21 protein-coding genes are annotated in these 22356 nt (G+C 57.7%); 13 read left to right on the top strand and 8 right to left on the bottom strand.

The annotated features are described in order from the left end of the window. Positions 1 to 7: 7 nt before the first annotated feature. Entirely contained in the window at positions 8 to 2044 is a 2037-nt protein-coding gene (locus tag IH944_14310) for a hypothetical protein (protein ID MCH7905725.1), read from the bottom strand. 246 nt (positions 2045 to 2290) lie between these two features. Between IH944_14310 and prfB the strand changes: the two genes are divergently transcribed. The 6 genes from prfB (at position 2291) to IH944_14280 (ending at position 10645) form a co-directional block, all read left to right on the top strand. Beyond that, on the top strand, positions 2291 to 3358 hold the full coding sequence (gene prfB, locus IH944_14305) for a peptide chain release factor 2 (GenBank protein ID MCH7905724.1): 1068 nt from the start codon (positions 2291 to 2293) through the stop codon (positions 3356 to 3358). Positions 3359 to 3464: 106 nt separating this feature from the next. Further along, entirely contained in the window at positions 3465 to 5030 is a 1566-nt protein-coding gene (locus IH944_14300) for a DUF1573 domain-containing protein (GenBank protein ID MCH7905723.1), read from the top strand. Then, positions 5027 to 6277, top strand: a complete 1251-nt coding sequence (locus IH944_14295) for a hypothetical protein (protein ID MCH7905722.1) — start codon at positions 5027 to 5029, stop codon at positions 6275 to 6277. Before IH944_14300 ends, IH944_14295 begins: the two co-directional genes overlap by 4 nt. Positions 6278 to 6490: 213 nt before the next feature. Next, positions 6491 to 7489, top strand: coding sequence for a hypothetical protein (locus tag IH944_14290; protein MCH7905721.1), 999 nt, complete (start codon positions 6491 to 6493; stop codon positions 7487 to 7489). Between the two features lie 108 nt (positions 7490 to 7597). Further along, entirely contained in the window at positions 7598 to 8932 is a 1335-nt protein-coding gene (locus IH944_14285; protein MCH7905720.1) for a diguanylate cyclase, read from the top strand. 54 nt (positions 8933 to 8986) lie between these two features. Continuing rightward, positions 8987 to 10645, top strand: coding sequence for an AAA family ATPase (locus IH944_14280; GenBank protein ID MCH7905719.1), 1659 nt, complete (start codon positions 8987 to 8989; stop codon positions 10643 to 10645). Positions 10646 to 10653: 8 nt separating this feature from the next. On the opposite strand, the gene IH944_14275 is transcribed toward IH944_14280, so the two are convergent. Continuing rightward, on the bottom strand, positions 10654 to 11331 hold the full coding sequence (locus IH944_14275) for a hypothetical protein (protein MCH7905718.1): 678 nt from the start codon (positions 11329 to 11331) through the stop codon (positions 10654 to 10656). A gap of 279 nt (positions 11332 to 11610) precedes the next feature. Then, a complete protein-coding gene (locus IH944_14270) occupies positions 11611 to 12159 on the bottom strand; it encodes a hypothetical protein (GenBank protein ID MCH7905717.1) in 549 nt (182 codons plus the stop codon). A 221-nt stretch (positions 12160 to 12380) separates the two neighbouring features. On the opposite strand from IH944_14270, the gene IH944_14265 reads away from it, so the two are divergent. Continuing rightward, positions 12381 to 12569: a hypothetical protein gene (locus IH944_14265; GenBank protein MCH7905716.1), complete on the top strand. Its 189-nt coding sequence runs from the start codon at positions 12381 to 12383 to the stop codon at positions 12567 to 12569. A 302-nt stretch (positions 12570 to 12871) separates the two neighbouring features. Here IH944_14265 and IH944_14260 read toward each other — a convergent pair whose 3' ends face one another. From IH944_14260 to IH944_14240, 5 genes are all read right to left on the bottom strand, one after another. After that, positions 12872 to 13237, bottom strand: coding sequence for a hypothetical protein (locus IH944_14260; protein MCH7905715.1), 366 nt, complete (start codon positions 13235 to 13237; stop codon positions 12872 to 12874). 530 nt (positions 13238 to 13767) lie between these two features. Further along, entirely contained in the window at positions 13768 to 14274 is a 507-nt protein-coding gene (locus IH944_14255) for a hypothetical protein (protein MCH7905714.1), read from the bottom strand. A 283-nt stretch (positions 14275 to 14557) separates the two neighbouring features. Then, positions 14558 to 14713, bottom strand: a complete 156-nt coding sequence (locus tag IH944_14250; protein ID MCH7905713.1) for a hypothetical protein — start codon at positions 14711 to 14713, stop codon at positions 14558 to 14560. A gap of 60 nt (positions 14714 to 14773) precedes the next feature. Beyond that, positions 14774 to 15202 (bottom strand): hypothetical protein, encoded by a 429-nt coding sequence (locus IH944_14245; protein MCH7905712.1) that lies wholly within the window; start codon positions 15200 to 15202, stop codon positions 14774 to 14776. 155 nt (positions 15203 to 15357) lie between these two features. Further along, positions 15358 to 17301, bottom strand: coding sequence for a hypothetical protein (locus tag IH944_14240; protein MCH7905711.1), 1944 nt, complete (start codon positions 17299 to 17301; stop codon positions 15358 to 15360). Positions 17302 to 17620: 319 nt separating this feature from the next. Here IH944_14240 and IH944_14235 point away from each other — a divergent pair, with 319 nt between their 5' ends. The 6 genes from IH944_14235 to cas2 all read left to right on the top strand — a co-directional run bounded on the left by IH944_14235 (position 17621) and on the right by cas2 (position 22310). Then, positions 17621 to 17968: a hypothetical protein gene (locus tag IH944_14235; protein ID MCH7905710.1), complete on the top strand. Its 348-nt coding sequence runs from the start codon at positions 17621 to 17623 to the stop codon at positions 17966 to 17968. Between the two features lie 78 nt (positions 17969 to 18046). Beyond that, positions 18047 to 19675 (top strand): hypothetical protein, encoded by a 1629-nt coding sequence (locus IH944_14230; protein MCH7905709.1) that lies wholly within the window; start codon positions 18047 to 18049, stop codon positions 19673 to 19675. A gap of 4 nt (positions 19676 to 19679) precedes the next feature. Then, the gene (gene cas5e / locus IH944_14225; GenBank protein MCH7905708.1) at positions 19680 to 20420 is read left to right on the top strand and encodes a type I-E CRISPR-associated protein Cas5/CasD; all 741 of its coding nucleotides are present in this window, start codon (positions 19680 to 19682) and stop codon (positions 20418 to 20420) included. Between the two features lie 3 nt (positions 20421 to 20423). Continuing rightward, positions 20424 to 21104 (top strand): type I-E CRISPR-associated protein Cas6/Cse3/CasE, encoded by a 681-nt coding sequence (gene cas6e, locus IH944_14220; GenBank protein MCH7905707.1) that lies wholly within the window; start codon positions 20424 to 20426, stop codon positions 21102 to 21104. A 2-nt stretch (positions 21105 to 21106) separates the two neighbouring features. Then, positions 21107 to 22018, top strand: coding sequence for a type I-E CRISPR-associated endonuclease Cas1 (cas1e, locus tag IH944_14215; GenBank protein MCH7905706.1), 912 nt, complete (start codon positions 21107 to 21109; stop codon positions 22016 to 22018). Then, positions 21999 to 22310, top strand: coding sequence for a type I-E CRISPR-associated endoribonuclease Cas2 (gene cas2, locus IH944_14210; protein ID MCH7905705.1), 312 nt, complete (start codon positions 21999 to 22001; stop codon positions 22308 to 22310). The genes cas1e and cas2 overlap by 20 nt, the downstream gene beginning before the upstream one ends. Positions 22311 to 22356: the final 46 nt, after the last annotated feature.

The raw sequence follows: 22356 nt of genomic DNA, 5'->3' as shown, positions 1-22356 counted from the left end.
AAGGGCGCTAGTTGGTCAATATTATGGCGCGGAGCACGTCAGTCCGCATTCGGAACGGTTGAGGGTTCTTGCCGTTCCGTTTGAACTGGTCGAAAACCCTGAAGATAACTCGCACGACGCCGGAGCCACTGACGTAGTCCCCGGGGTTTTGCCTGATCCGGATCACGTGAACCTTGTTGCCTTGGTTCTTTACCCTGACCGCCTTGACGTAGTCCCATCTGTCGGTTCCCCAGTTGTAGGCGAACGCTGTGCCGGCGGCAGAATCTCCGGGGTTGAGTATCGTCTCGATCTCAAGCTTGATCTCCTTGACGTCGGCGGCCGGCTCGTTGATGTTGAAGTCCGCCTGTAACGCGCCAAAGTGTCCTCTGCCCGCGACGAATACGCTATCGATGTCGTAGAAGCCGTTGTCCGAGTTCTTGAGATCGAGCAAGCCGCCTGCGAAGTAGTTTCCTAAGAACGTCGATACTGAGACCGCATCGTACAGGATGCCTCCTCCGCCTCCCGGACCGCCGATGGACACGATCCAGTTCTGGATCTCCGTAGCCCAGAACCCGTCCGGGCGGATGATCTCGCCAACCCCCCAGAACGTCGTGTCGTCGACGGGGTCGACCACGGCAGAGTAATAGTCGCCCCACCGTCCGACTCCACCTTGGAAGTTGATCCCAGTGCTGGACTTCAGGAGCGTCGGCGGACTCAGGGTTCCGGGTGCGTCGCCGACCTTTCGGGTCGAGATAACGACGTCGGCCCCGATGCCCGTGCTGCTTCTGGTGTAGATCACCGAGATATCGCCGAGAGCGTTCTTGGTGATCGCGGGCATGAAAGCGTGCTCGATATCCGGCAGCTGAATCTTGCCGGACTGGGCCAGAGTGACCGATCCCGACTCCGGCCAACTGTTGAGGTCGAACTCGTACCAGTCGACTGTGGAACGGCCGTCGCCGGATGAGACGGCGACTACGTGTGCGGCCACCATTTTTCCATCGCGGGAGCCAGAGTCCATGAAGTGGAACGGAAGATTGTCGAGCTTTCGTCCGCCGGTAGTATCGGCGCCAGGCGACGCATAGCTCCAGGTAGGTATGGCGGTAGTGGTCGATACCATCGTGGGAGTCGTCAACAAATTCTCCCAGGCGAAAATCTGCATCGAGGAGAACGTATCGCGCACTACGCCGTAGAGGACAGGGTTTGCGTTTGGACCGAGGTTGTCGGCTGGCTGGATTGAAAACACGCTTGGCATGGGGAACCCTGTTACGTCAGCCATCACACCGTTGAGCAAGCCTTCCATTTTCACGACGAACACGTGTGCGCCGTTCGAACCGCCCGCGAAGCCGAACATATTGCCTGAAATGGCGATGGCGTCTTGGTTGAGTCCAACCTGCGGATAATCAAACCAATTGTCGTCGACTTTCGACTCGATCCTGAACTTGTGCCACGTGCCGTTTGGATCGGTGTCGTCGGATACCGCCAGCAAAATGTCGGATATCTCGTTTCCGAAGTCGGCGTGCAGAGCGATCACGATGAAACGCTCGTTGATTGGATCGTAGTACGTGCGCGGATCGAACACAAAGTTGCCAACTCCAAGTCCGCTGAAGAAACCGCCGGGGCCCAGACTCTGCTGGAACAGCTTGACGCCGTCCGACTTCTTGAAGAACGCTACATGCGAGTTCACGACCTCGACGACGTGGGTCGGTCCGACCGAAATGTGGGGGTCTGGCGGGAACCAGCCGGTGAACTCAATTCCTGGGAACAGGGCGCCCCGCTCGTTGACAGCACCGCCGTCCAGCCCGCCTAGGGCCAGGGTGTTGCGGAAACCGCGAGAACGGCGGACAATCGCCCACGGGTTCTCCGGCTTGATGCCCTTCTGCCCGACGGAATCGTCGATCTGAGGGAAGAAGTCGTACGTGCTGTCGGTAATGACGTTCGTATAAGTCTTGTGTGAAGTTGCTTCGTGCCGCTTCGTGATACTGATGAAATCAGGCGGCAGCGATCGGAAGTTGACCTGGGCCAGCGCACTGACCGACATGACCGTCACGACCGAGATGAGGCCCAACTTTCGTAGGTTATAGGTACAGGTATTCAGGTTCATTTGACTTCAGTCCTCTACACGCATTGGCATAGCACCATGAACTCCATCCATTATACTTGGTTCAACTTGCATTGCCAGTAGATTCGACGGTTTTACCGCACCAAATCATTCGGCCTGATCGATCAAAGTTTCAAGTTGTCCTCTGGTACATTGTCCTCATGCCGAACCCAGAGCAGCGGGAAGCGCTGTCCAAAGCAGCCGTGCGGCTGGATGCGATCGGAGAGCATCTTTGACCTCGACACACTCCAAAACCGGATTTCCAAGCTAGAAAAGCAGTCCATCCAACCCGGATTTTGGGCGGATTCTGCTACAGCTCAGCTTCAAATGCAGAAGCTGACCCACCTGCGCAACCTTACTGGACCGCTGGAAACCCTAAAACAGCAATACGACGAAATCTTGGGTTACTACGAGCTGCTGTCCGAAGAACCGGACGAAGACCTGGAAAGGGAGGCGGACGGTCTAGCGGCGGAGTTCCTCTCGAAGCTGAACAAATACGAGTTGATAACCTTGTTGAGCGGCGAGTTCGACGGCAGAAACGCCCTTGTCGAAATAAATGCGGGGGCAGGCGGCTCCGAAGCGTGCGATTGGGCCGAGATGCTGTACCGGTTGTACTCAAGGTGGGTGCAGCGGCGCGGCTTCTCGATGGAGCTGTTGAGCCAGACGCCGGGTGACGTCACCGGGTATCGACGGGTTCATTTCAAGGTGACCGGCGAGTACGCCTACGGCTACCTGAAATCGGAAGCCGGCGTCCACCGCTTGGTTAGGATTTCGCCGTTCGACGCTGCGTCTCGGCGTCACACTTCGTTCGCCAAGCTGGAAGTGCTGCCGGAGATCGCGCCGACGGAAGTCAAGATAGATACTGATGATCTAAAGGTCGAAACGCTTCGCGCAAGCGGCGCCGGGGGCCAACACGTCAACAAGACGGAGAGCGCAGTGCGAATCACTCACATTCCGTCCGGAATTGTCGTCAACTGCCAGAACGAGCGAAGCCAGCATAAGAACCGAGCCGCGGCGATGCTGGTCTTGGCGTCCAGGCTCGCGGAGCTCCATCGGCTAAAGGACGCCGAAAGATTGGATCGATTGCGCGGAGATTCTGGGCCCGCAGAGTGGGGTCGCCAGATTCGTAGCTATGTCATGCAGCCGTACACCATGGTCAAGGATCATCGAACTCGGTACGAAACCGGGAATGTCCAGGCGATCATGGACGGCGAAATCGATGACTTCATCGAGGCCTTCTTGCGGTTGCCAAAGTCCGGTTCTGCCGCAAAGGTCGAGTAATCTGGGTGCATATCGACCGTCTAACTCTTAGCACAGCCACTCACCGAAAACGATCATGATTGCGACCTGTCTTACGCTCAGCCTCCTGATATCGCCCCATCAAGGTGTGCCCATCAGCACTCCACCTGGAACCAGTCAGGCGTTCCAAAGCACTGTTCGCACGATTGCAGATGCTACTCAAAGCGGAGAATGGGACCAAGCGAGGGCGCTCCTGAACCGCTTGCCTAGCCAGAACGTCACCGTCGAATGGCGGGAGGCGGAGCTTCCAGAAGGTCAGCGCCCAATGTGGAAGGAAGCTCGCGACGAAGCGTTCGTGGATTGGATGCGAGCAATAAAGGGCCTGAAGATCGAGCTTGGGGCGAACCCCGGAGTGCTTTTCAGCTTCGTGGAAAAGCTGCCGCCAGCCGAAGGCGAGTCAACTCCAGCCGGGGCCGTTTACTTCGTCTCTCCGTCTGCCGACGAAGTAAGGCTCGAGGCAGTTCTGTCGCTCAATCGGTCGTTGAGCAATTTGCCAGTGCGAAAACGCGAGGTCCACAACGAAGTCTCCTTTGCGATGGGCGCGTACTTCGGTTTGGCCAGGGCTCCGAACATCGGCAGCGTCATGTTTCGGATCGAGGGGTTCTATCCCAAGGCGTCGATGGTCACGATCGCCGAGGCGAAAATCGTCCTTTCGACCCTGCGTCTGTCGAATCAGATTCGGCAGGCCGTCGCTGACCGCAAAGTGATCGCGTTAGGCGAACCGCGGCTTTTCGTGACTCCGACGAAACTAACTCCAAAGCCGGTTTTGCAGGCCGAGCCGATGGCGTTTTCTATTCAGATTTCAAATCGCGGAACGGCGCCACTCGAGTTCTATCTCGTCCCGGACTGTAACTGCTTCAGGATCGGCAAGTACGAAAAGGTCGTATCTCCTGGCAAGACGGTGATCGTGCCGATCCAGATCAATACGATCAACTTTGTCGGGGAGCTGCACAAGACGCTTGTGCTGTTCTCCAACGACTCGAGCGCGGCGGTAACGCACCTTAAAATGGACACGGTCGTTACCCGGGCGTACGAATTCCTCGATCCGAAGGGTGTTTCGACCGTGCTGCTCACGGACAGCGGGGCGGTACACGAGGTGTATCTCGCTATCGAACCGGGCGTCGAGCTGAAACCAACAAAGATCGCCGTATCAGGCATGTCTGTCGAGGTGTACATGGAGGAGTTTTCGGGCACCGTGCAGTTCGGGCCAAGGCCGGAGGACGCGCGAAAGATCGAAGGGTACAAAGTGTCGCTGCTCTTTAAACCCACCATTCCGCTTGGTCAGATGTCGGTCTCGATACAGATAGCCACCGCTCACCCGATTTTCCGAACGCTCGTTCACAACTTGCAGGTTCAGAAAGGGATCGTTGCGACTCCGAGGCGCGTGTATTTCGGCGAAATCGTGCAAGGAGTGCACCAGGCGTGGACGCTGCTGGTGCGACCGGGAAAACCGTTCAAGATTCTTAGAGTTGAAACCTCTTCTAACATCCTGAAAGCCGAAGTCATACCGATGAGCGACCCATCCAAGTACCGAATCGTCGTGAAGTACATGGGCAACGCGCCGATCGGAGGATTCCGAGAAGCGGTCATCGTCTACACCGACGATCCGGACCAACCTGAGATAAGAATTCCGGTTGAAGGCGTCGTCAGGTGAAGCTGGCGATCGGGCTCGCGTCCATCGCAGTTTTTTCCTGGTCGTTGATCGTGTCGGAGCCGGAAGATTGGGAGATCGTGATCGGCGGCAACACTTTGGGCTATCTGTCGCCATGCGGATGTGCGAAGCCGATGAAAGGCGGCATACGCCGCCGCATCGCAGCCACGGTACATCTCGCTGAGGGCAGGAAGTTGCTGTCGCTCGACACCGGCAATCTTGCATCTGGGGTCGGTCGGCAAGACGAGATCAAGGCGGAGTCGCTGGCGGAAGCTTTTCGGCTAGGCAAGATCGATGCGATCAATCTCGGCGGGCGCGACGCAGACTTGGGACTGCCGATGGTAGAGGCGATCAATCGCCTGAGCGGCGATCGGTTGATATCGTCGAATTTGGTCGGCGGCGCGATCAGCTTGAGGAGCCGCGTAGTCAAAGGGCCATTCGTCGTCGCTGGGACGTCGCCGGACGGCGCGATGATCGGTGCCCGCTTGGGCGTTGCATCGCTCCCTACGGACGATGTCGTAGTGGATTTGCTCGAGTTTGCACGCACTAACAAGAAGCTGCCGATACTCATGACGCAAGGCGGAGAGGACCACGCTCGGGAGTTGGCGAAGAAACACTCGAAGCTGTTCATGATCGTTTACCAGTCCGAGACCCAGCCGCGCCGGGAGCCGCTGATCGTTGGGAAAACCTGGATCGTCAGCCCAGGCATGAAGGGGCAGGCTTTGATTTCGATGCGGGTCAAAGGTGATCGACTCGAGGATTATCGTGTAGTCGAATTAGGGCCGACGTGGGAGAACGACGCTGGCGCGGAGAAGATTTATCGGCGGTACGTGCAGCGCGTCAGCGACGAAAACCTCATCGAGGAACTGCCGCGACTTGAAGGGCCGGAGTTCGCTGGCACTGCCGCGTGCGCAACGTGCCACTCTGCATCTGCCGACGTTTGGAAGATGAGCGCACACGCCGCCGCGCTAAAGACGCTTGAGCGCGAAGGGCATGACCGAGATCCTGAATGCATCAGCTGTCACGTCGTCGGGATGCAAAGCGTAATGGGGTTTCGCACGAGAACGACGACGCCGGATTTAGCAAACGTCGGCTGTGAAAGTTGCCACGGCGCCGGACGACAGCACGCGACGAGCCCGATGCAAATTTCAATGCCGAAGAGCGGTGTCGAATCGTGTCTCCCTTGTCACGTTCCGGAGCACAGCCCAGAGTTTGATTTCGACGAATACTGGAAACTTATCCAGCATTAGTTGTGGAAAAGCGAGGGAAAGATTCTCGAACTTTTCGTTAGGCTCGGATTGACGTTTCATCGTTCTTTCACGCGGCGTTTTCTAGTCCAAAACAAGCGAAATGTTGCGCGCGTTCGCGGCGCGCGCGACACTTGACCCGTCCGGCCTTATGCTGGAACAATAGAGCGGTCGCGCAACAGGCGCGACATCGCCCGTGCAAGGAATCCGCAGAATATGGACGTCATTTTGACTCGCCCCCAATTGCAACCGCCATTCACCGAACTGCACGACTCAGCGAACAACGGCTCAACAGGATTTGCGTCGTTTGCGGCGGTGCCATCAAACCTCGGCGCGATCGAAGCCGGGATACGTTTTGCAACGGGCACGACCCCCTTGGTCGCGCTGGTCGGCTCCCCCGGTTGGGGCAAATCACATCTCTTGCAATGCATCTACGCTTACATGGTGCTGCAAGGTCGCGACGTAAAGGCGCCGATGAGCGCGACTGTGTTTGCGAGCGGAAAAGAGACGGAAGCGACACAGGGGGCGATCTTGCTGGATGATGCGCAAGACGCCGTTCGCAACTTGCGGACCAAGAACGAATTTCGACGCCTCTTGGAGCTGCGCGTTCGCACGGGGCGACCGACGTTGATCGCGCTTTCTTTGGACGATGGCCTGACCGAGATTCGGCAGTTTTTGCCAAGCCCGAAGGAGTGGGGCGTTCAGACGATTGACGACCCGAACGTCTCGGAGCGCGAAGCGATCGTGCGACAGATCGCCTCTGACGAACGGCTCGCGTTGTCTTCCCCGGTCGTGCACCTTCTGTCGCGGCACCTGTGTGGCAATGGGCGATCAATTCGCGGCGCCCTGAGAACTCTCAAGCTGGAACAACAGGACTGGTCGTTGCGCGAACACGCTTGCGCGGCGTGCGGAGTGCTCATGCCGTACCTTTCAGGTCGCGACGGGTGGGATGTCCGCGACTTGGCTGCGGAAGCGGTCTCTCGCACATTGGATCAGCGCCCCGATCCAGGCGTCAGCCATTCGCACCTTTGCGCGTATATGATGTTGATCGCGATGAAGTTGAACGAGGCGGACGCAGCCGCCTTCCTAGGGCAATCGCCCAGCTCCGTTTACGGCATGTCGTCCAAGGTGCGTCGGATGCTCACAGACTCAGGATTCGCAGAGACCGTCAACTGTTGCAGGAGGGAGCTGCTGCGACTGTTAGAGACCGCCTAGCGCCTTTCTTGCCACAAACCGAGCAAAGTTGCTGGGGCGTTCGGCTGAAATCAAGTATTAATGCAAATAGGATCACAAGGGGGCTTCCTATAAAATAGATTCGGATCAATGCGTACGCTGCAAGAGCTGGACTTGATCCCCGTTTGGGTGAACCCAACGCACTTGATATCAACGGCGATTCACGTGATGCAGGGGCATAGACAGCGCGCCTTAGCCGTCATCGACGACTCGGGCGTGGTCGGCTACGTCAACCTCGAGCGAGCGCTTGGAATGCCGAAGGACGCGAAGGTGCAGACGATCGTCCAGCCACTTTCAGCGCAGTTCGATCATTCGGTCACGATCCGTACGGCCGCGAAGCGGTTCATCGAGGAGGACCTTAGTTTCGCGACGGTGTACGAAGCGAGCGAGTTCTGTGGGATCTTGAGCGCGAACATGCTGTTGCAGGAGCTCGGTCGGTCGTGGGATCCGCTGACGAGCCTGCCGTGGAGCAACCGCCTGCGCGATTGGGCCACCAAGGCCTTGGCCGATGGGCGTGAGATCACAGTCGTGTTCCTGGACATAAACGACTTTGGCGCGTACAACAAGAAGCACGGGCACATCGTCGGCGACAGAATCCTCAAGCGCATCGCAGACCTGCTAACCGGTCACGTGGATCGTCGACAGGAGATATGCGTGCGGTACGGCGGTGACGAGTTCGCGATCGGCACGACGCTGAACCGGTTCGCCGCCGAGAAGAAGTACGGCGGAATCGAAGACATGAGCATCGCCGTGGAGGGGGTTCCTGATCCAGTTACGATAGCGGTTGGATTTGCCGGCGGCAAGCGAACTCGCGACCGAGAGCACTCACACATCGCATCGATGGTCGACAACCTGATCAATTTGGCTAGCAAGGAGTGCATGGCCAGGAAGCTCGACCCGTCTCGCAAGCGCGTTGCGCCTGCGCCCGAAACGGAGGGCGAGGAGCCGGCGCGCAAGGATCTAGAGGCAAGCGTGCAGCCATCGGTTCCTGCCTCCGTGCCCGAGGTTTCCACGGCGGCGGAAACGCATGTGCGGCTCGTATCTGCTGACGCCGAAAACCGCGACCAGCCGGTGGTCGTCACGATCAGCGTTGGCGGTAGTGACGCGACTGGCGTCGTGACCAAGAGCGAAGGGTCGCTGGACGGCGCTATCGCTGAGGCGACCGCGCACGCGCTCGAACGCCTTCAGCCCTCCGCAGAGGTCACGATTTCAGAGGTGCTGACCAGCAAGACCACCGACGGCGCGAAAATGGTGACGGTCGTCGGGAACTGCATCCTCGAAGGCGTCCAATACTCGATCGCAGCGAGCCGCGTCGAGGGCGGTGATCGCTCGCGCGCCATCGCAGACGCGGTTGTCGGCGCGTTCCTCAGCATCCGCAAGCCCCCGCCCGAGGGAAAGAGGATCAGCTTCGAGGACTTGGGCTGATTCGCGCGGCGACCGGCGACGCCAGGCCATCGCTGCGGCGTATCATAGAGAGGTATGGAGCCAGAATCCGGTAGCCACGCGCGACGCATGCTCGACAAGCTTGCCGAGTCTCTGCCCGAAGACGACCCGCAGGTGCAGAACTACGTCAGCGCCCTGCGCAAGGAGCTGGCCAGCGACGAGGCGGAAAAGGAAGAGGCGAGCAAGACGCTCAAGGCTTACGAGGAGGCGTACGAAAAGCTCACTGCTCCCGCGAACAAGATCGGCGTGTTCCTGCGATCGCTGGACGACGGCAAGGTTCTCATCGCGCTCGGCGACACCGAGTACGTCGCCCTAGTCGATCCAAAGATGAATGAGGGCGACTTGAAGGCAGGCGCGCGGGTCATGCTCAACGACGCGTACGCCGTGATCGGGGTCGTGCCGACTGCCCCAATAGGCGACGTGCACAAGATCAACGAGGTGATGGACGACGGCCGGCTGAGGGTCGGCGCAGACGTGCAAGGCGGTCACGGTCGCGTCGTGCAACTATCAGAAGAGCTAAAAGAGACGAAGTTGAGCATCGGCGACGAGATACGGCTCGACCAGACCGGCCGGCTGGCGATCGAGCACTTCCCGAGGCAGGAGACCAGGGAGTACTTCGTCGAGGAGGTGCCCGAAACCCCGTGGTCGGCGATCGGTGGCCAGGAGAAGGCGATCGAGCTGATCCGCGAGACCATCGAGCTGCCGATGCTGCACCCCGAGGTATATAAGAAGTTCGACAAGAAGCCGATCAAGGGCATCCTGCTCTACGGCCCTCCGGGCTGCGGCAAGACGCTGCTCGGCAAGGCCGTCGCGTACAACCTGGCGAAGGACTACTCGAAGCAGGCGGGCAAGGAGGTGAAGGAGTACTTCATGCACATCTCTGGCCCGAAGATCCTGAACATGTGGCTCGGTGAGACTGAGCGCATGGTGCGCGAGATATTCGCCACCGCCCGCGAGAAGGCGAAGGAAGGGCGGCTTGTCGTGATCTTCATGGACGAGGCCGAATCGGTTCTCCGCACACGTTCGACCGGTCGCACGCTGAACATCAGCAACACCGTTGTGCCGCAGTTCTGCGCCGAGCTCGACGGGATGGTGTCGCTGGAGAACGTCGTGCTGATCCTGACGAGCAACAGGCCGGACTACATCGACCCGGCGGTGCTGCGACCGGAGCGCATCGACCGCAAGGTGAAGATCGGACGTCCGACGCGAGAGGCTTCCAGGGACATCCTGTCGATCTACCTGCACGATCGCCTGCCCTTCGACCCCGATCTGCTGAAGGAGCAGGCTGGTGAACCCGAATGCGCGCGCATCGCGCTGGTCGAATCGACCTTGGCCTACCTCTGGCGAGAGAAGCGTGAGACGGAGTTCCTCAAGGTCGCGCTCCGCAACGGAACGACCAACATCCTCCACTGGCACGACCTCGTCAGCGGGGCTCTGCTCAAGTCGATCGTCGACCGCGCCAAGGACTCGGCGATCCGCCGCGACATAGCCTCGCCAGACGCCGACCACGGACTCAGCGAGGCCGATATGCACGACGCGGTCGATGCGGAGTACGCGGAGAACGAGATCTTCCCGAAGTCCGACGCCGTCGCCGACTGGCTGAAACTGCTCGACTTCGAGCCCGAGAGCGTCGCCACGGTCAAACCGATCGGGCCGGACAAAGGCCACGACTACGTTCGCAATATCGTGACGTAGGTTAAGATCTATAAGACGAACATCGACTCGACATGAAAGACATGCCACGCCTGCCCATTTCGTTCCAGGAAGAATGCTATGCCCGCTCCGTGCCTCGACCAGGAAGCACCCATTCCCAAAAGAGCGTATTTTCCGTCTGCTGAGTATGTCGGCGCTGCAACCGTTCCTCTAACTCGAACCTTCCCAGGTACCCCGTCGGTGAGAAATTTATTCCCAGGAGTCGAGCGCCAAGTGCTGTATTCTTTAAGCACGATATTCTCGTCGAGTATCAACCTATCTAGAGGTTCGGCAACCTCCAACTCCAAATCCTTGGGCGGTTCCATTTCGCTGACGACGCTTCTTAGTTTTGCTAACCACTCTTCATCTGTTCCATCGCTCCCGTAATTCTCGAGAGTGGATTGAACCTCGTAGTAAAAGCTCGATCGAACGTCAGTGTCCCACTCAGGTGCCAAGACGACGGTATCGCCCTCTTGCCACTCGAACGACTGCCAGTCTGCGTCCTCAAAGAACGCGGCCATCGCGGCATTGATGACCTGGCTGTCCCGCTCAACCGTAGACTTGATCTGCTGGGCAATATTTGATGAAGCTTGCGTGGCTGTGGCCTGCCTCTCTTCGCCGCCGGAATTGCAGCCGCTGATCGAAAGAGAAATAGCAAGCGCAATTACAGTTACTCTATTCCCGTTCATGCGCTCATTATATGATACATTGCTGGCCCAAAGCCAAGGTGTGCCGCTGATTGCCATCCCTCCACACGCGTCGTGTGGAGGGTTCTGACTGCGGCGACGGCACCCTCCACTCTGCGAGCGTGGCGGGATGAGGCTCTACCCAGGGATCGTTGCGCTGACGATATCGCGATACGTGGCATGGGCTTCCAGCCCATGAGTGGCTCGGGCTTCTAGCCCGAGGTCGAACAGGGGCAAGATGCCCCTGCTACCCACGGCCAAGATGGCCGTGCTACGAATGCACTACCCAGGAATAGTCGCGCTGACCGTCTCGGAGATCGGGCTGGGTTCGCCTTGGCCGTCCTCGAAGTCGGACGCCGGCTCACCGACCGATGGTTGATCGTCCTCGCCAGGTTGGGCCGCGCCGGGTCTTTTTCCATACGTACTTGGCCAGTCGCTTTCTACAATCTCAATGCCTTCCCGGTCGTGCATCTTGGCTATCTCAACAGCTTTCTCAGCTTCTGCCCTCGGGACGCTCAGCGCAAATGCCCCGAGTGAACTAAACCAGCTACTATGTACGCCCGCACTACTCAGATCCGCAGACAATCTGTTTATTTCTGCCATGGCATCCTGAGTGGAATACGCGATATTCACGTGGTCCAATTCATCCAGCTCTTTGTACAACGCGTCCCAGTCAATATCTTCTTCGGCAGCGCTGTCATCGGTCGAGTTCGCACTCTCAGTAACATCTTCGTCGGTGCTGACCGGCTCTGAGGAACAGCCCACACAAGCAACGACGACCGCAACAACGCATGCCACTCCTGTGCACCAAGCCCCTATCTTCTTACCCATAGCACCATTGTATCGCGGATTCTGTTGCGGACGGAGTTTCAATCCCTCCACACGCGTCATGTGGAGGGTTCTTGCAACGGCGACGGCACCCTCCACACAGCGAGTGTGGAGGGATGAGGCGCTAACCAGGAATCGTTGCGCTGACGGTTTCGCTATATGTGGCATGGGCTTCCAGCCCATGCGTGGCTCGGGCTTCTAGCCCGAGGTCGAACAGGGGCAAGATGCCCCTGCTACTCACGGCCAAGATGGCCGTGCTACGAATGCACTACCCAGGAATAGTCGCGCTCACGGTTTCGCTGATCGGGCCGGGTTCGCCCTTGGTGTTCACCCACCGACCGATGATGTGCACGGTCTTGCCGCCGTCCGCGCCGTCGAACGACAGCAGATGCGGAGTGCGCGTGTCGGTCTAGCTCAGCTGTCCCAAGGGCTAGCCTGGCCGGAACCGTTCTCTGGCTCAACCAGACCCCTCCCCAGCCCACCTAGACCCCGGTCTAGACCACCTGGACTCGGGTCTAGCGCACCTAGCCCTCGGTCTGGCCGCCCCAGCCCCCTCTCCAGCCGCCTCGTTCCCGTGGTTTTGAACCTGGACGGGCTCACGCAGCGAATAACGCGTGGTCTCCTGATCTGATTCGTTGTCACCAAGCCGTACGGCGGGAGATGGAAAAGAAGGACGCCGAGAAGCGTTGAGCGTTCGTGACTTCGACTGAAGAACTTACGTCCCTCCGATATACACTTCGAATACCACATCGTCCTTAATGAATAGAAGTGCCAGCCAAACGACATAGTAAAATTGCAAGACAATGTCCGCGTCGACCCTTGGCGGATCAGGCTCGTGTGAGCTTGCGAAACCGCTTCGAAACTCAGACGTGTACTCGGCCCCGGTCAATGTTCTAAGGGGCTCGCCCATGACAGCCACGGCTTCCGCTGCCGTCATTCCGAATGTCGAGCGAGCTTGATCTTTGAACTTAGCAGACCCCGTGGCGTAATTTGTGAAGACAACGATGCCCACTGCGATGACGCCAATGAGCATAACAAAGAATGCAAAAGTCAGTTTCTTCGAGGCTTGTTTTGACTTCACGGGTTCTTGGACCTTTGGTCTCAAGTATACGTCGAGTCTAAGGAGTGGAAGGAAAAGAAGGACGCCGAGGAGCGTTGAGCCTGATCTTCCGTCTTTCTCACTGAGGTGTATTTCGTCACTTGGGAGCCCTATTCTCCTTGATAGCGAGAAACACCACCAAAGCAAGAGAGAGCAGCATGAAAATGCGCGTTGGAAGCAGCAACCGCTCTAATACTGGGGCCGCAGAGGCTGGCAAAACAAATTGAACCGGAGGCGAGATATACAATCCTTCCGTTACGAACCAAAATATCATGGATACGACCAGAAGCCGCGTGGCGGCAATTTGTAACCGACTGCTTATTCGTGCCACGTTTACTTTCCTCAAATTCGGGTCGTACGCAATCTCATGGTCGAGCATTCCAGTTAATACCGCCACAGTAAGTATACGTCGAGCCTCAGGAGTTGAAAGAAACGCAATGGAAGTGCTGAGTAGGAGTCAACCAGTTGCACCCAGCCTGCTAACCACCAATCGTCAGCGTGATGGCAACCGGTCAGTCGTCGAGTTCGCCCAGCGCGATGCGTCTTATCCGAACAAACAAAGAGACGCACAAGACAAGAGAGAGCAAGACTAGAGCATTGAGGATGATGAACGCGATGACGCTGATCCATGCTCTCCCGTTGTTTTCTATCTCGATGACACCGGCCAAAGCTGTCAATGGAATCAGAACGGTGACGACCAAAATCCATATGGCTTTCGCCTTGCACTTATTATCGCGGACTATTTTTCTGAGTATCTGCCCGTCCGGGGAGAGGAAGGCGCGGGCCCGTCGAAGAAACGCTGACTTGGGCTGCCTCCCGAGAGCGGCCCATAGCTTACTTATTCCGACGAGCACCATGATGCCTCCGAGACCAGCACTCAAGATACGCACCTGCACAAAGTCTTCAGGCGGAATAAAGTTCAGGAAAGGAAACGCCAATGCGCAGATTGCTCCGATAACGATCACCGAAGTGGCAATAATCACCGAGAACTGCCGGTCTGTCCACGGCGTTCGGTCCATAGCCATATTGAACCACAAGAATTCGTTTCTAGGCGTCAGACGCGTCCTCGCACTCGCCAATCAGCCGCCGATCGTCAGCGGAATGGCGACCTGCCCCTTCCAGAAATCCCTCCCCCGGCCTGCAGGCTGACACTTGCCGCGTACTTTCGTGGCCGGGGGAGGCTAGGTGGGGGCCGAAACCTGTCGATGCCCTCACCTAACCTCTCCCACTCACTCACGCACTCGGCAGATCATAGCAGGCGGAGCGGGAGAGGGATTGGCGGACTAAGAATCCACGCTCCAACTACCCACCGATTGTCAGCGGAATCGACACCTTCAAAATCAGCGTCTTCTGGAACGAGTCGGCGTTCGGGTCGCCGATGATCAAGAAGTACTCCGCGCCGAAGTTGCCGCTCATGCGGTACGAGGCGAACCAGTTCCACTTGTCGTCCTGCAGCACCGCGCGCCCGCCCCCGCCACGCGTGTCGCTCCGGTCTAGGTCAGCTCGCCGTGAGCCGCGTTACTCCTGTTCCGTCAGCGTTTCTAACAGTTCGATGATGCGCTCGTTCTGGACGGTCTGGAGCATCAGGAGCTCGATCTCAGTAGTAACGGCCACGGACCGATGGGTTTCCCCGTCGTCATCGACTAACGCTGACATGTAGTACTGCATCGCTGTATAAATGAAGAGGTTTTGGAAGGCCTCCGGACTGCCAACAGATTCGCGATACCCTTCAGCATATCGTTCCATGACTCCGTCGTAAGAATCCTTGTCGATGGTCGCCGGATCATCGATCCGCGTCATCATTTTTAGCTTCGCGTTCAATATCTTCATCAACGGCATCTCCTCCTGCGCCGCCGCAGGCTCTTGTCGGTTCTGAGAGACAGCCATCGTCACAAGCAGGCTGGCCGCGAGCAGATATCCCCCGTACGCTACGATTCCTTTTTTCATAACGACTCCATTATAGGACAGAGACTGGCCGTTGACGTCATTCGCTGCCCCGCACTCCCCTACCCGCCGATCGTCAGGTACCAGAAGGGTCTAGGGTCAAGGGTTGAGGCAAACCCGAACCAACCCGAACGAATCCGAACCAACCCGAACTCCCCCTACCCACCAATCGTCAGCGGGATGGACACCTTCAGGATCAGCGTCTTCTGGAACGAGTCGGCGTTCGGGTCGCCGATGATCAGAAAGTACTCCGCGCCGAAGTTGCCGCTCATGCGGTACGAGGCGAACCAGTTCCACTCGTCGTCTTGCAGCACCGCGCGACCGCCGAACGACTGGTACCGCCCGATCTCGAAGTTGAACTCGATGATCCCCTGCTCCTCGTCCACGATGTGCTGAACGGCCTGCACGCGCACAGAGATCTGCAGCCTTTTGACCGGCCGGTAGCGCAACCCCGCTTGGAACGATTGGTAGCTGGCGTTCTCGATCTCGCCGAACGTGTACTCCACGCTTGCACGGCGGTACGGGTCGTTCTTCGGGAACTCCAGCTCGACGGACTGCAAGTTGTCGAACCTGTCCTCGAAGTGCTCGTAGCTGCTGTCCAGCGAGATCTCTAAGACGTTGTTCAGCGTCACTTCGTACGCGCCGCCGATCGACTCGCGGTAGTGTCCACCGCCGCGCCGCTCGTAGTCAAGAAAGCTGAAAGTGATCTCGGTTTCCGTTATCGTGCCGGAGGTCGACGCCATGTTTCGCGAAACGCTGCCGTTGTAGCCGATGAAGTCCGTCTCCGACGCAAAGCCGATGCGAGGGAAGAAGTCGCCTGAAACGTCGATCAAGAATAGGTTGCTCTGCCAACCGGGGCTGTTGTAGAACGCTCCCAGCGTGGTCGCCGTTCCCGTTCCTTCGATCTGGTCGTCGGTGATGCTCGACTCGCCGAAGAACAGCCAGCTGCCGGTTCGTCGGCTGGCCGCGAATCTGCCGGCGAAGTTATCTTCGCCCATTCGCTGAAGCGATGCGAACGACGCCGTGTACTCTGTGAGCGGATCAGGGTTGTACGTGTACGATCCCGCCGCCGTCGCCTGGTTTCCGAAGTCGATCGTGCTGGTGAGCCCGACTCGCGTGCTGCCGCCTAAGTTTCCGTACAAATTCATCCCCAAGTCGAACGTAGAGATGCGCTGGCTCGCGAAGATTCGGCGACCGTGGCCGAAGAACAGGTAGTCGCTGCCCTCTTGGAAGAACGGCCGGGTCTCATCGGCCAGCCGCTCGAAGTTGCTGAAGTCCAGGTCGAGGATGTCGTCCTCGATGTTCCTGAAGTCCGGATTGACCGTTCCGACGAACAAGAGCTGATCGGACAAGCTGGTCTTGAAATCAAGCCCGGCGTTTGCGATGTGCTCGCCGTTCTCGTCGTTGTAACCGGCGTATCCGTACGGCAGAAGGAGGATCGGCCTGCTGTCGTTCTGCTCGGGCACCACTACGCCTTTCAGGGTGTGCATTTTGGAATCATCGCCTTGGCGCGAGTGAAACGCGACATCTCTCTTTGTCGAGCTGACGTACCATTCGATATCGAACCGCATGTCCCTGACGCCTGCAGCGGGCAACGGGAGAAGCTGCCACGGCACTCGCATTTCGCCCTCCCAGCCAGTGTCGGTCGTCCTTGCCGCGGCTTCGACCCGACCGCTCCACTCGAGCTTCGCCGCCCGTCCGCCAGCGATATCGAGCGACGTCGCGCCGTTGGCGTTGAAAGACATCTCGCTGCTGTCGGTGGTCAGTCCGAAGGTGTCAAGAGTGAGCTCGAATCTGTCGTTGCCCCGCAGGCTGACGTTGTCGCGAAACTCATCGGCGGAGATGTCGTCCGGTCGCTGCAAGAGGATGCGCGCCGCGACGTACAAGTACTCGTCGTCGTAGCCGATCCAGATCTGGCCGCGCTCGCCCGAGTCGGTATCGATCGACTCGATGACGAGCGCGCGTGCGATCGTGCTGGCCTGGCTCCACTCGTCGGCGTCGACTGTCCCGTCGATCGTGGGTGGCGAGCTCAGCCGCTTGGCGTCGATGGTATCCGGCCCGCTTCTCAGGGGAAATTCCTGGGCTTGAGCCACCCCTAACACAAGAAAAATGCTAGCCAGCAGAGCAAATTTAATACAGCGCACGCGTCCTTGTACCGGAACAACGCGGCAAAGTACACCCGAAAGTCCGATATTCGACCCTCGAAAGTAGTTCTCAGGGTGCAGTCTTCAGTTGGCAGGGTGGAGGGATAGGTACCAGGTACGCGGTACAGGGTACAGGCTATGAGGGTCAAACCCGAACTAACCCGAACTAACCCGAACCAACCCGAACGAATCCGGCCCAGTCCGAACCGGAATAAGCAGGATTTGGACCGAGACGTGCAACTTAGACCGAATATAATAGGTTGGAACTAAAGCCGATATGCTGAACATCCTGCCTGTGATCATGCTCCTGCTCGTGCAGGGTTTCGGAGACGTCGATTCGACGTCCCGCCACCAGCAGGCGCTGCTCGACCTAGCCCAGAAGGTCGGAGCGGTTCAGACCATCGAAGAGCTCGAGGATCTCCTCAGCGAGGCGCCAGGGCTGGACGCCCACCAGATCGCCTCGTGGCTGGGCGCCTTCTACGCGCTCAGCGCGGAGACCAACTCCACCCCCGAACTGCCAGAAGAAGAGGTAGCAGGCTGTCGGATAGCAGCGGCATCGGACGAGCCTCTTCTCGAATACGGCTTCCTCTCATCGGCCCGCACGCGCGACGGCCCGTCTCTCTAAGTCATCGACCCGCTCCCGCCGGAACAGGCGCGAGTGCGCCTCGTCCCTGTACACCGACTTAGCAAAGAGAACCAACCCATGATTGAACATTTAAGAAAGCTCTTCGATCAGAGCGAAAAAGAGGTCAAGGCGATCGAGCCGATCGCCGAAGAGATCAACGGCCTAGAGGCGGAGATCGCGCTGTATTCAGACGAGGATTTCCGCAAGCAGACCGACGTGCTGAAAGCCAGATTGGCAGACGGTGAGTCGCTCGAGGACATTCTGCCGACGGCGTTCGCCCTCGTACGTGAGATCAGCAAACGAAAGCTGAGAATGAGGCACTTCGACGTGCAGCTGATCGGTGGTGTCGTGCTCCATGAGGGCCGAATCGCCGAGATGAAAACCGGCGAGGGAAAGACGGTCGTCGCGGCCCTGCCCCTTTACCTTAACGCGTTGACCGGCAAAGGTGCGCACCTCGTTACCGTGAACGACTACCTCGCACGCCGTGACGCGGTTTGGATGGGCCCGATCTACCACACGTTAGGTCAGTCGGTGGGGGTCGTCCAAGGTCAGAGTGCGGACTCGGACGAACTGGGCGGCAGCTACATTTATGACCCGGAGTTCGTGCACGATGACCCGCGATACCTGCACCTGCGGCCCTGCACTCGGCGCGAGGCGTACTTGCAGGACATCACTTACGGCACGAACCACGAATTCGGCTTCGACTACCTGCGAGACAACATGGCGTTCTCGGTCGAGGACCTGTCGATGCGTGAATTGAACTTCGCGCTGATCGACGAGGTCGACTCGATCTTGATCGACGAGGCCCGTACGCCGCACATCATCAGCGGACCGTCGGCTGAGGACGTGTCGATTTATAACCAGGTGGACAAGATCGTCCGGACGTTGAAAGGGGGCACGACAGACCAGGTCGAAGAAGAAGGCGTTCACTTCGTGTCCGACAAGAAGAGCCATTCCTCAACTTTGACTGAAGAGGGCATGGACATCGTCGAGGAGAGAATGGAGATCGGCAACATGGCTGAGGACCCTCGGCTCATGCACCATATGAACGCTTCGGTGAAAGCGTACGGACTCTTCGAAAAGAACGTCGACTACGTCGTTCGCAACAACGAGGTGGTCATCGTAGACGAGAACACCGGTCGCCTCATGTTCGGTCGCCGATACTCGGACGGTCTGCACCAGGCGCTCGAGGCGAAAGAAAGAGTGCCGGTCAAGCGTGAGAGTCAGACGGTCGCCGTCATTACCTTCCAGAACCTGTTCCGGATGTACAACAAGCTTTCCGGCATGACCGGAACTGCCAAGACCGAGGAAGACGAGTTCCGCAAGATCTACGGCCTCGACGTGGTCGTCGTGCCGACTCACCAGCCGATGATTCGCATAGACCAGCAGGACACGGTGTACAAGTCGCTGGACGTCAAGTTCCGTGGGATCGCCAGGGAGATTCTGCGACTGTATACAAGACAACAGCCGGTGCTCGTCGGCACGCGGTCCATCGACATGTCTGAGAAGGTGTCGGGGAGGCTGACGCCCGAATTGCTGCAGAAGTTGATCCTGACCGACATGCTCGCCGACGCTATTGATGCCCTGACTAAGGCCCGCGATAACATGGATACGGTCTACGGTCCCTGCGCTGAAAGTCGTGAGGAAATGAATGCACTGACGGGAGAGGGGAAATTGGTAAAGATCCTCGATTTTGTGGAAGGCTGATACCATGACAGATTATCTTCTGTTTCGCCTCTATGGCCCGATGGCCGCATGGGGGGATATCGCCGTGGGTGAATTCAGGCCGACGTTTGGCCATCCGTCCAAATCTGCTGTTCTAGGAATGGTGGCTGCTGCGCTCGGCATTCGCCGAGATGAAGAAACATCCCAGCAAGCTATAGCGAGCGGATACGCGCTGGCAGTTCGAGTGGAGGTTCCAGGTACGCCACTCCGTGACTATCACACGGTGCAGGTTCCCCCTGCTTCTACTAGTCGGGTATTTGCGACACGGAAAGATGAGTTGGCCACGCAAAGGGAGAATCTGGGAACGATTTTATCCAGTCGAGATTACCGGTGCGACGCTGTCTACACCGTATGTCTGTGGCCCACCACAGCTTCTTTGCCACAGTCGCTCCCGCAGCTTGCAGCTGCATTGGCTAACCCTGTTTTCACTTTATACCTTGGTCGTAAGTCGTGTCCAATGGCATTGCCGCTTCAAGCGCAGGTTGTCGAAGCGAGCAATCTTCGGGAGGCCTTCCGAAATGCTCGTTTCCATGATGCACAATTTCTTGAGGGCTTGAGCCGTCCAGGTTCCGTAGAAGTGTATTGGGAGGGTGATGAAGCTAGCGGTTTCCAGACTGTACATACTATCGAACGGCGCGATGCTTTTACAAGTAGACGCCGGTGGCAATTTACAGTCCGAACAGAGAGATATGCTACGGAGACAGCGCTTGAGAAACAGGAGGGATGAACGATGTACATGAGCAGAATACAGTTGCGTCCCGGTGCCGCCAATTCACCAGCGTTCTGGCGTTTGCTGTACGACGGCTACCATGTCCATCGGCAGCTCTGGACCTTGTTTGCGGGTTTGGACAGTCAGAGCCGGGGGTTTCTTTACCGCCAGGAGCAACGAAATACTGGGTTAATGTTTTTCACAGTATCTGACAAGGAACCCCGTGATGAGAGAGGATTGTGGCACATTGAGACCAAGCGGTATGAGCCCAAGATATGGACCGGACAGCGTTTGGGCTTCCTGCTGCGCGTGAACCCAGTGCGGAGCAAGAGAGATGCCTCCCGTAAGCAACACCGTCACGATCTGGTGATGGAGGCTAAGAGGTCCCTAAAACAAGAGGGGAAGTGGGAAAAGGGCAGACCTCCTGAGCAGGAGATTATCCAGCGAGAAGGATTTGCCTGGCTGACATCCCGTAGCTCCAAGAATGGGTTTTCCGTCAACGAAAACGAGGTCAGAGTAGACGGATACCGACAACATCGATGGTACAAACCCAGAGGCGGCCACCAAGTGCGGTTCAGTACGGTGGAGATCACCGGGCGGCTTACAGTTATTGACCCGGAGCTATTCAAGGAGGTGCTCTTGAGAGGCATCGGCCATGCTAAGGGCTTTGGCTGTGGATTATTGATGGTCCGTCCAATATGAGTATGCTTCCACCGTTAAAACCGATTCCAATGAAGGATCGTCTTTCTCTCCTGTTTGTGGAGAAAGGGAACATAGATGTACTTGACGGGGCATTCGTAGTCGTCGACACGGACGGGGTGCGTACTCACATTCCCGTGGGGAGTGTAGCTTGCCTGATGCTTGAGCCGGGGACAAGACTTTCTCATGCAGCTGCGGCCCTTGCGGCGCGCGTAGGGTGTCTCTTGGTTTGGGTTGGTGAGGCGGGAGTTCGCTTGTACACCGCAGGACAGCCAGGCGGAGCCCGCGCTGATCGATTGCTTTATCAAGCCAGGCTCGCTTTGGATGATGAAGCACGTCTCAAAGTGGTGCGAAAAATGTACCTTATGCGTTTCAAGGAGGAGGCACCTGCTCGTCGCAGTGTAGAACAATTGCGCGGGATTGAAGGAGCACGGGTCAAAAAGATGTATGAACTGATAGCCCAGCGCCACCGTGTCCCATGGAGAAGGCGAAAATACGATTACAACGACTGGGAAAGTGGGGACCTGGCAAACCGTTGCTTGAGTGCAGCCACTGCATGTCTCTATGGCATCACTGAGGCGGCGATCCTAGCTGCAGGCTATGCTCCCGCCTTGGGTTTCATTCATACAGGGAAACCACTCTCGTTTGTCTACGATATTGCTGATCTGTTCAAGTTCGACACGGTGGTACCTGTGGCTTTCCGTATTGCTGCGCAGGAGTCTTCGAAGCCGGAGATGGCTGTGCGCCATGCCTGTCGTGATGCTTTTCGCCAAACCAAGCTGTTGGCAAGAATCATTCCTACTATCGAAGAGATCTTGGCTGCGGGTGAGATATCAATTCCTGCTGCTCACGTGGAGGCGGTAGACCCTGCCATTCCAAACCCCGAGAGTTTTTCCGATGTTGGTCATCGTTCTTGAGAACTCCCCTCCACGGTTGCGTGGGCGGCTAGCAATTTGGCTTCTCGAAATACGCGCAGGTGTGTACGTTGGCAAGGTTTCTGCAAGGATACGGGAAATGATTTGGGAGCAGGTGGTGATGGGGCTGGAGGACGGCAATGCTGTCATGGTTTGGCAAACAAATACTGAGGCGGGATATGATTTTCTGACGTTTGGTAAGAATCGCCGCATCCCGAAGGAAATGGACGGGGTAAAACTGATTTCATTCCTACCTCCCGTTCAAAATGAGGAGCCCCCTGTACAACCGAAATAACAGAGTTGAGCAGCATTGCCTCATACCCTGCCGCTTTGACCGAGAA

It is taken from the genome of Armatimonadota bacterium (genome assembly GCA_022563855.1).
In the GTDB taxonomy this organism is placed as follows: Bacteria; Armatimonadota; Fimbriimonadia; order Fimbriimonadales; family Fimbriimonadaceae; genus JADFMN01.
Note: the sequence above shows the minus strand (reverse complement) of the source record. Positions and strands in the feature narration are given on the sequence as shown.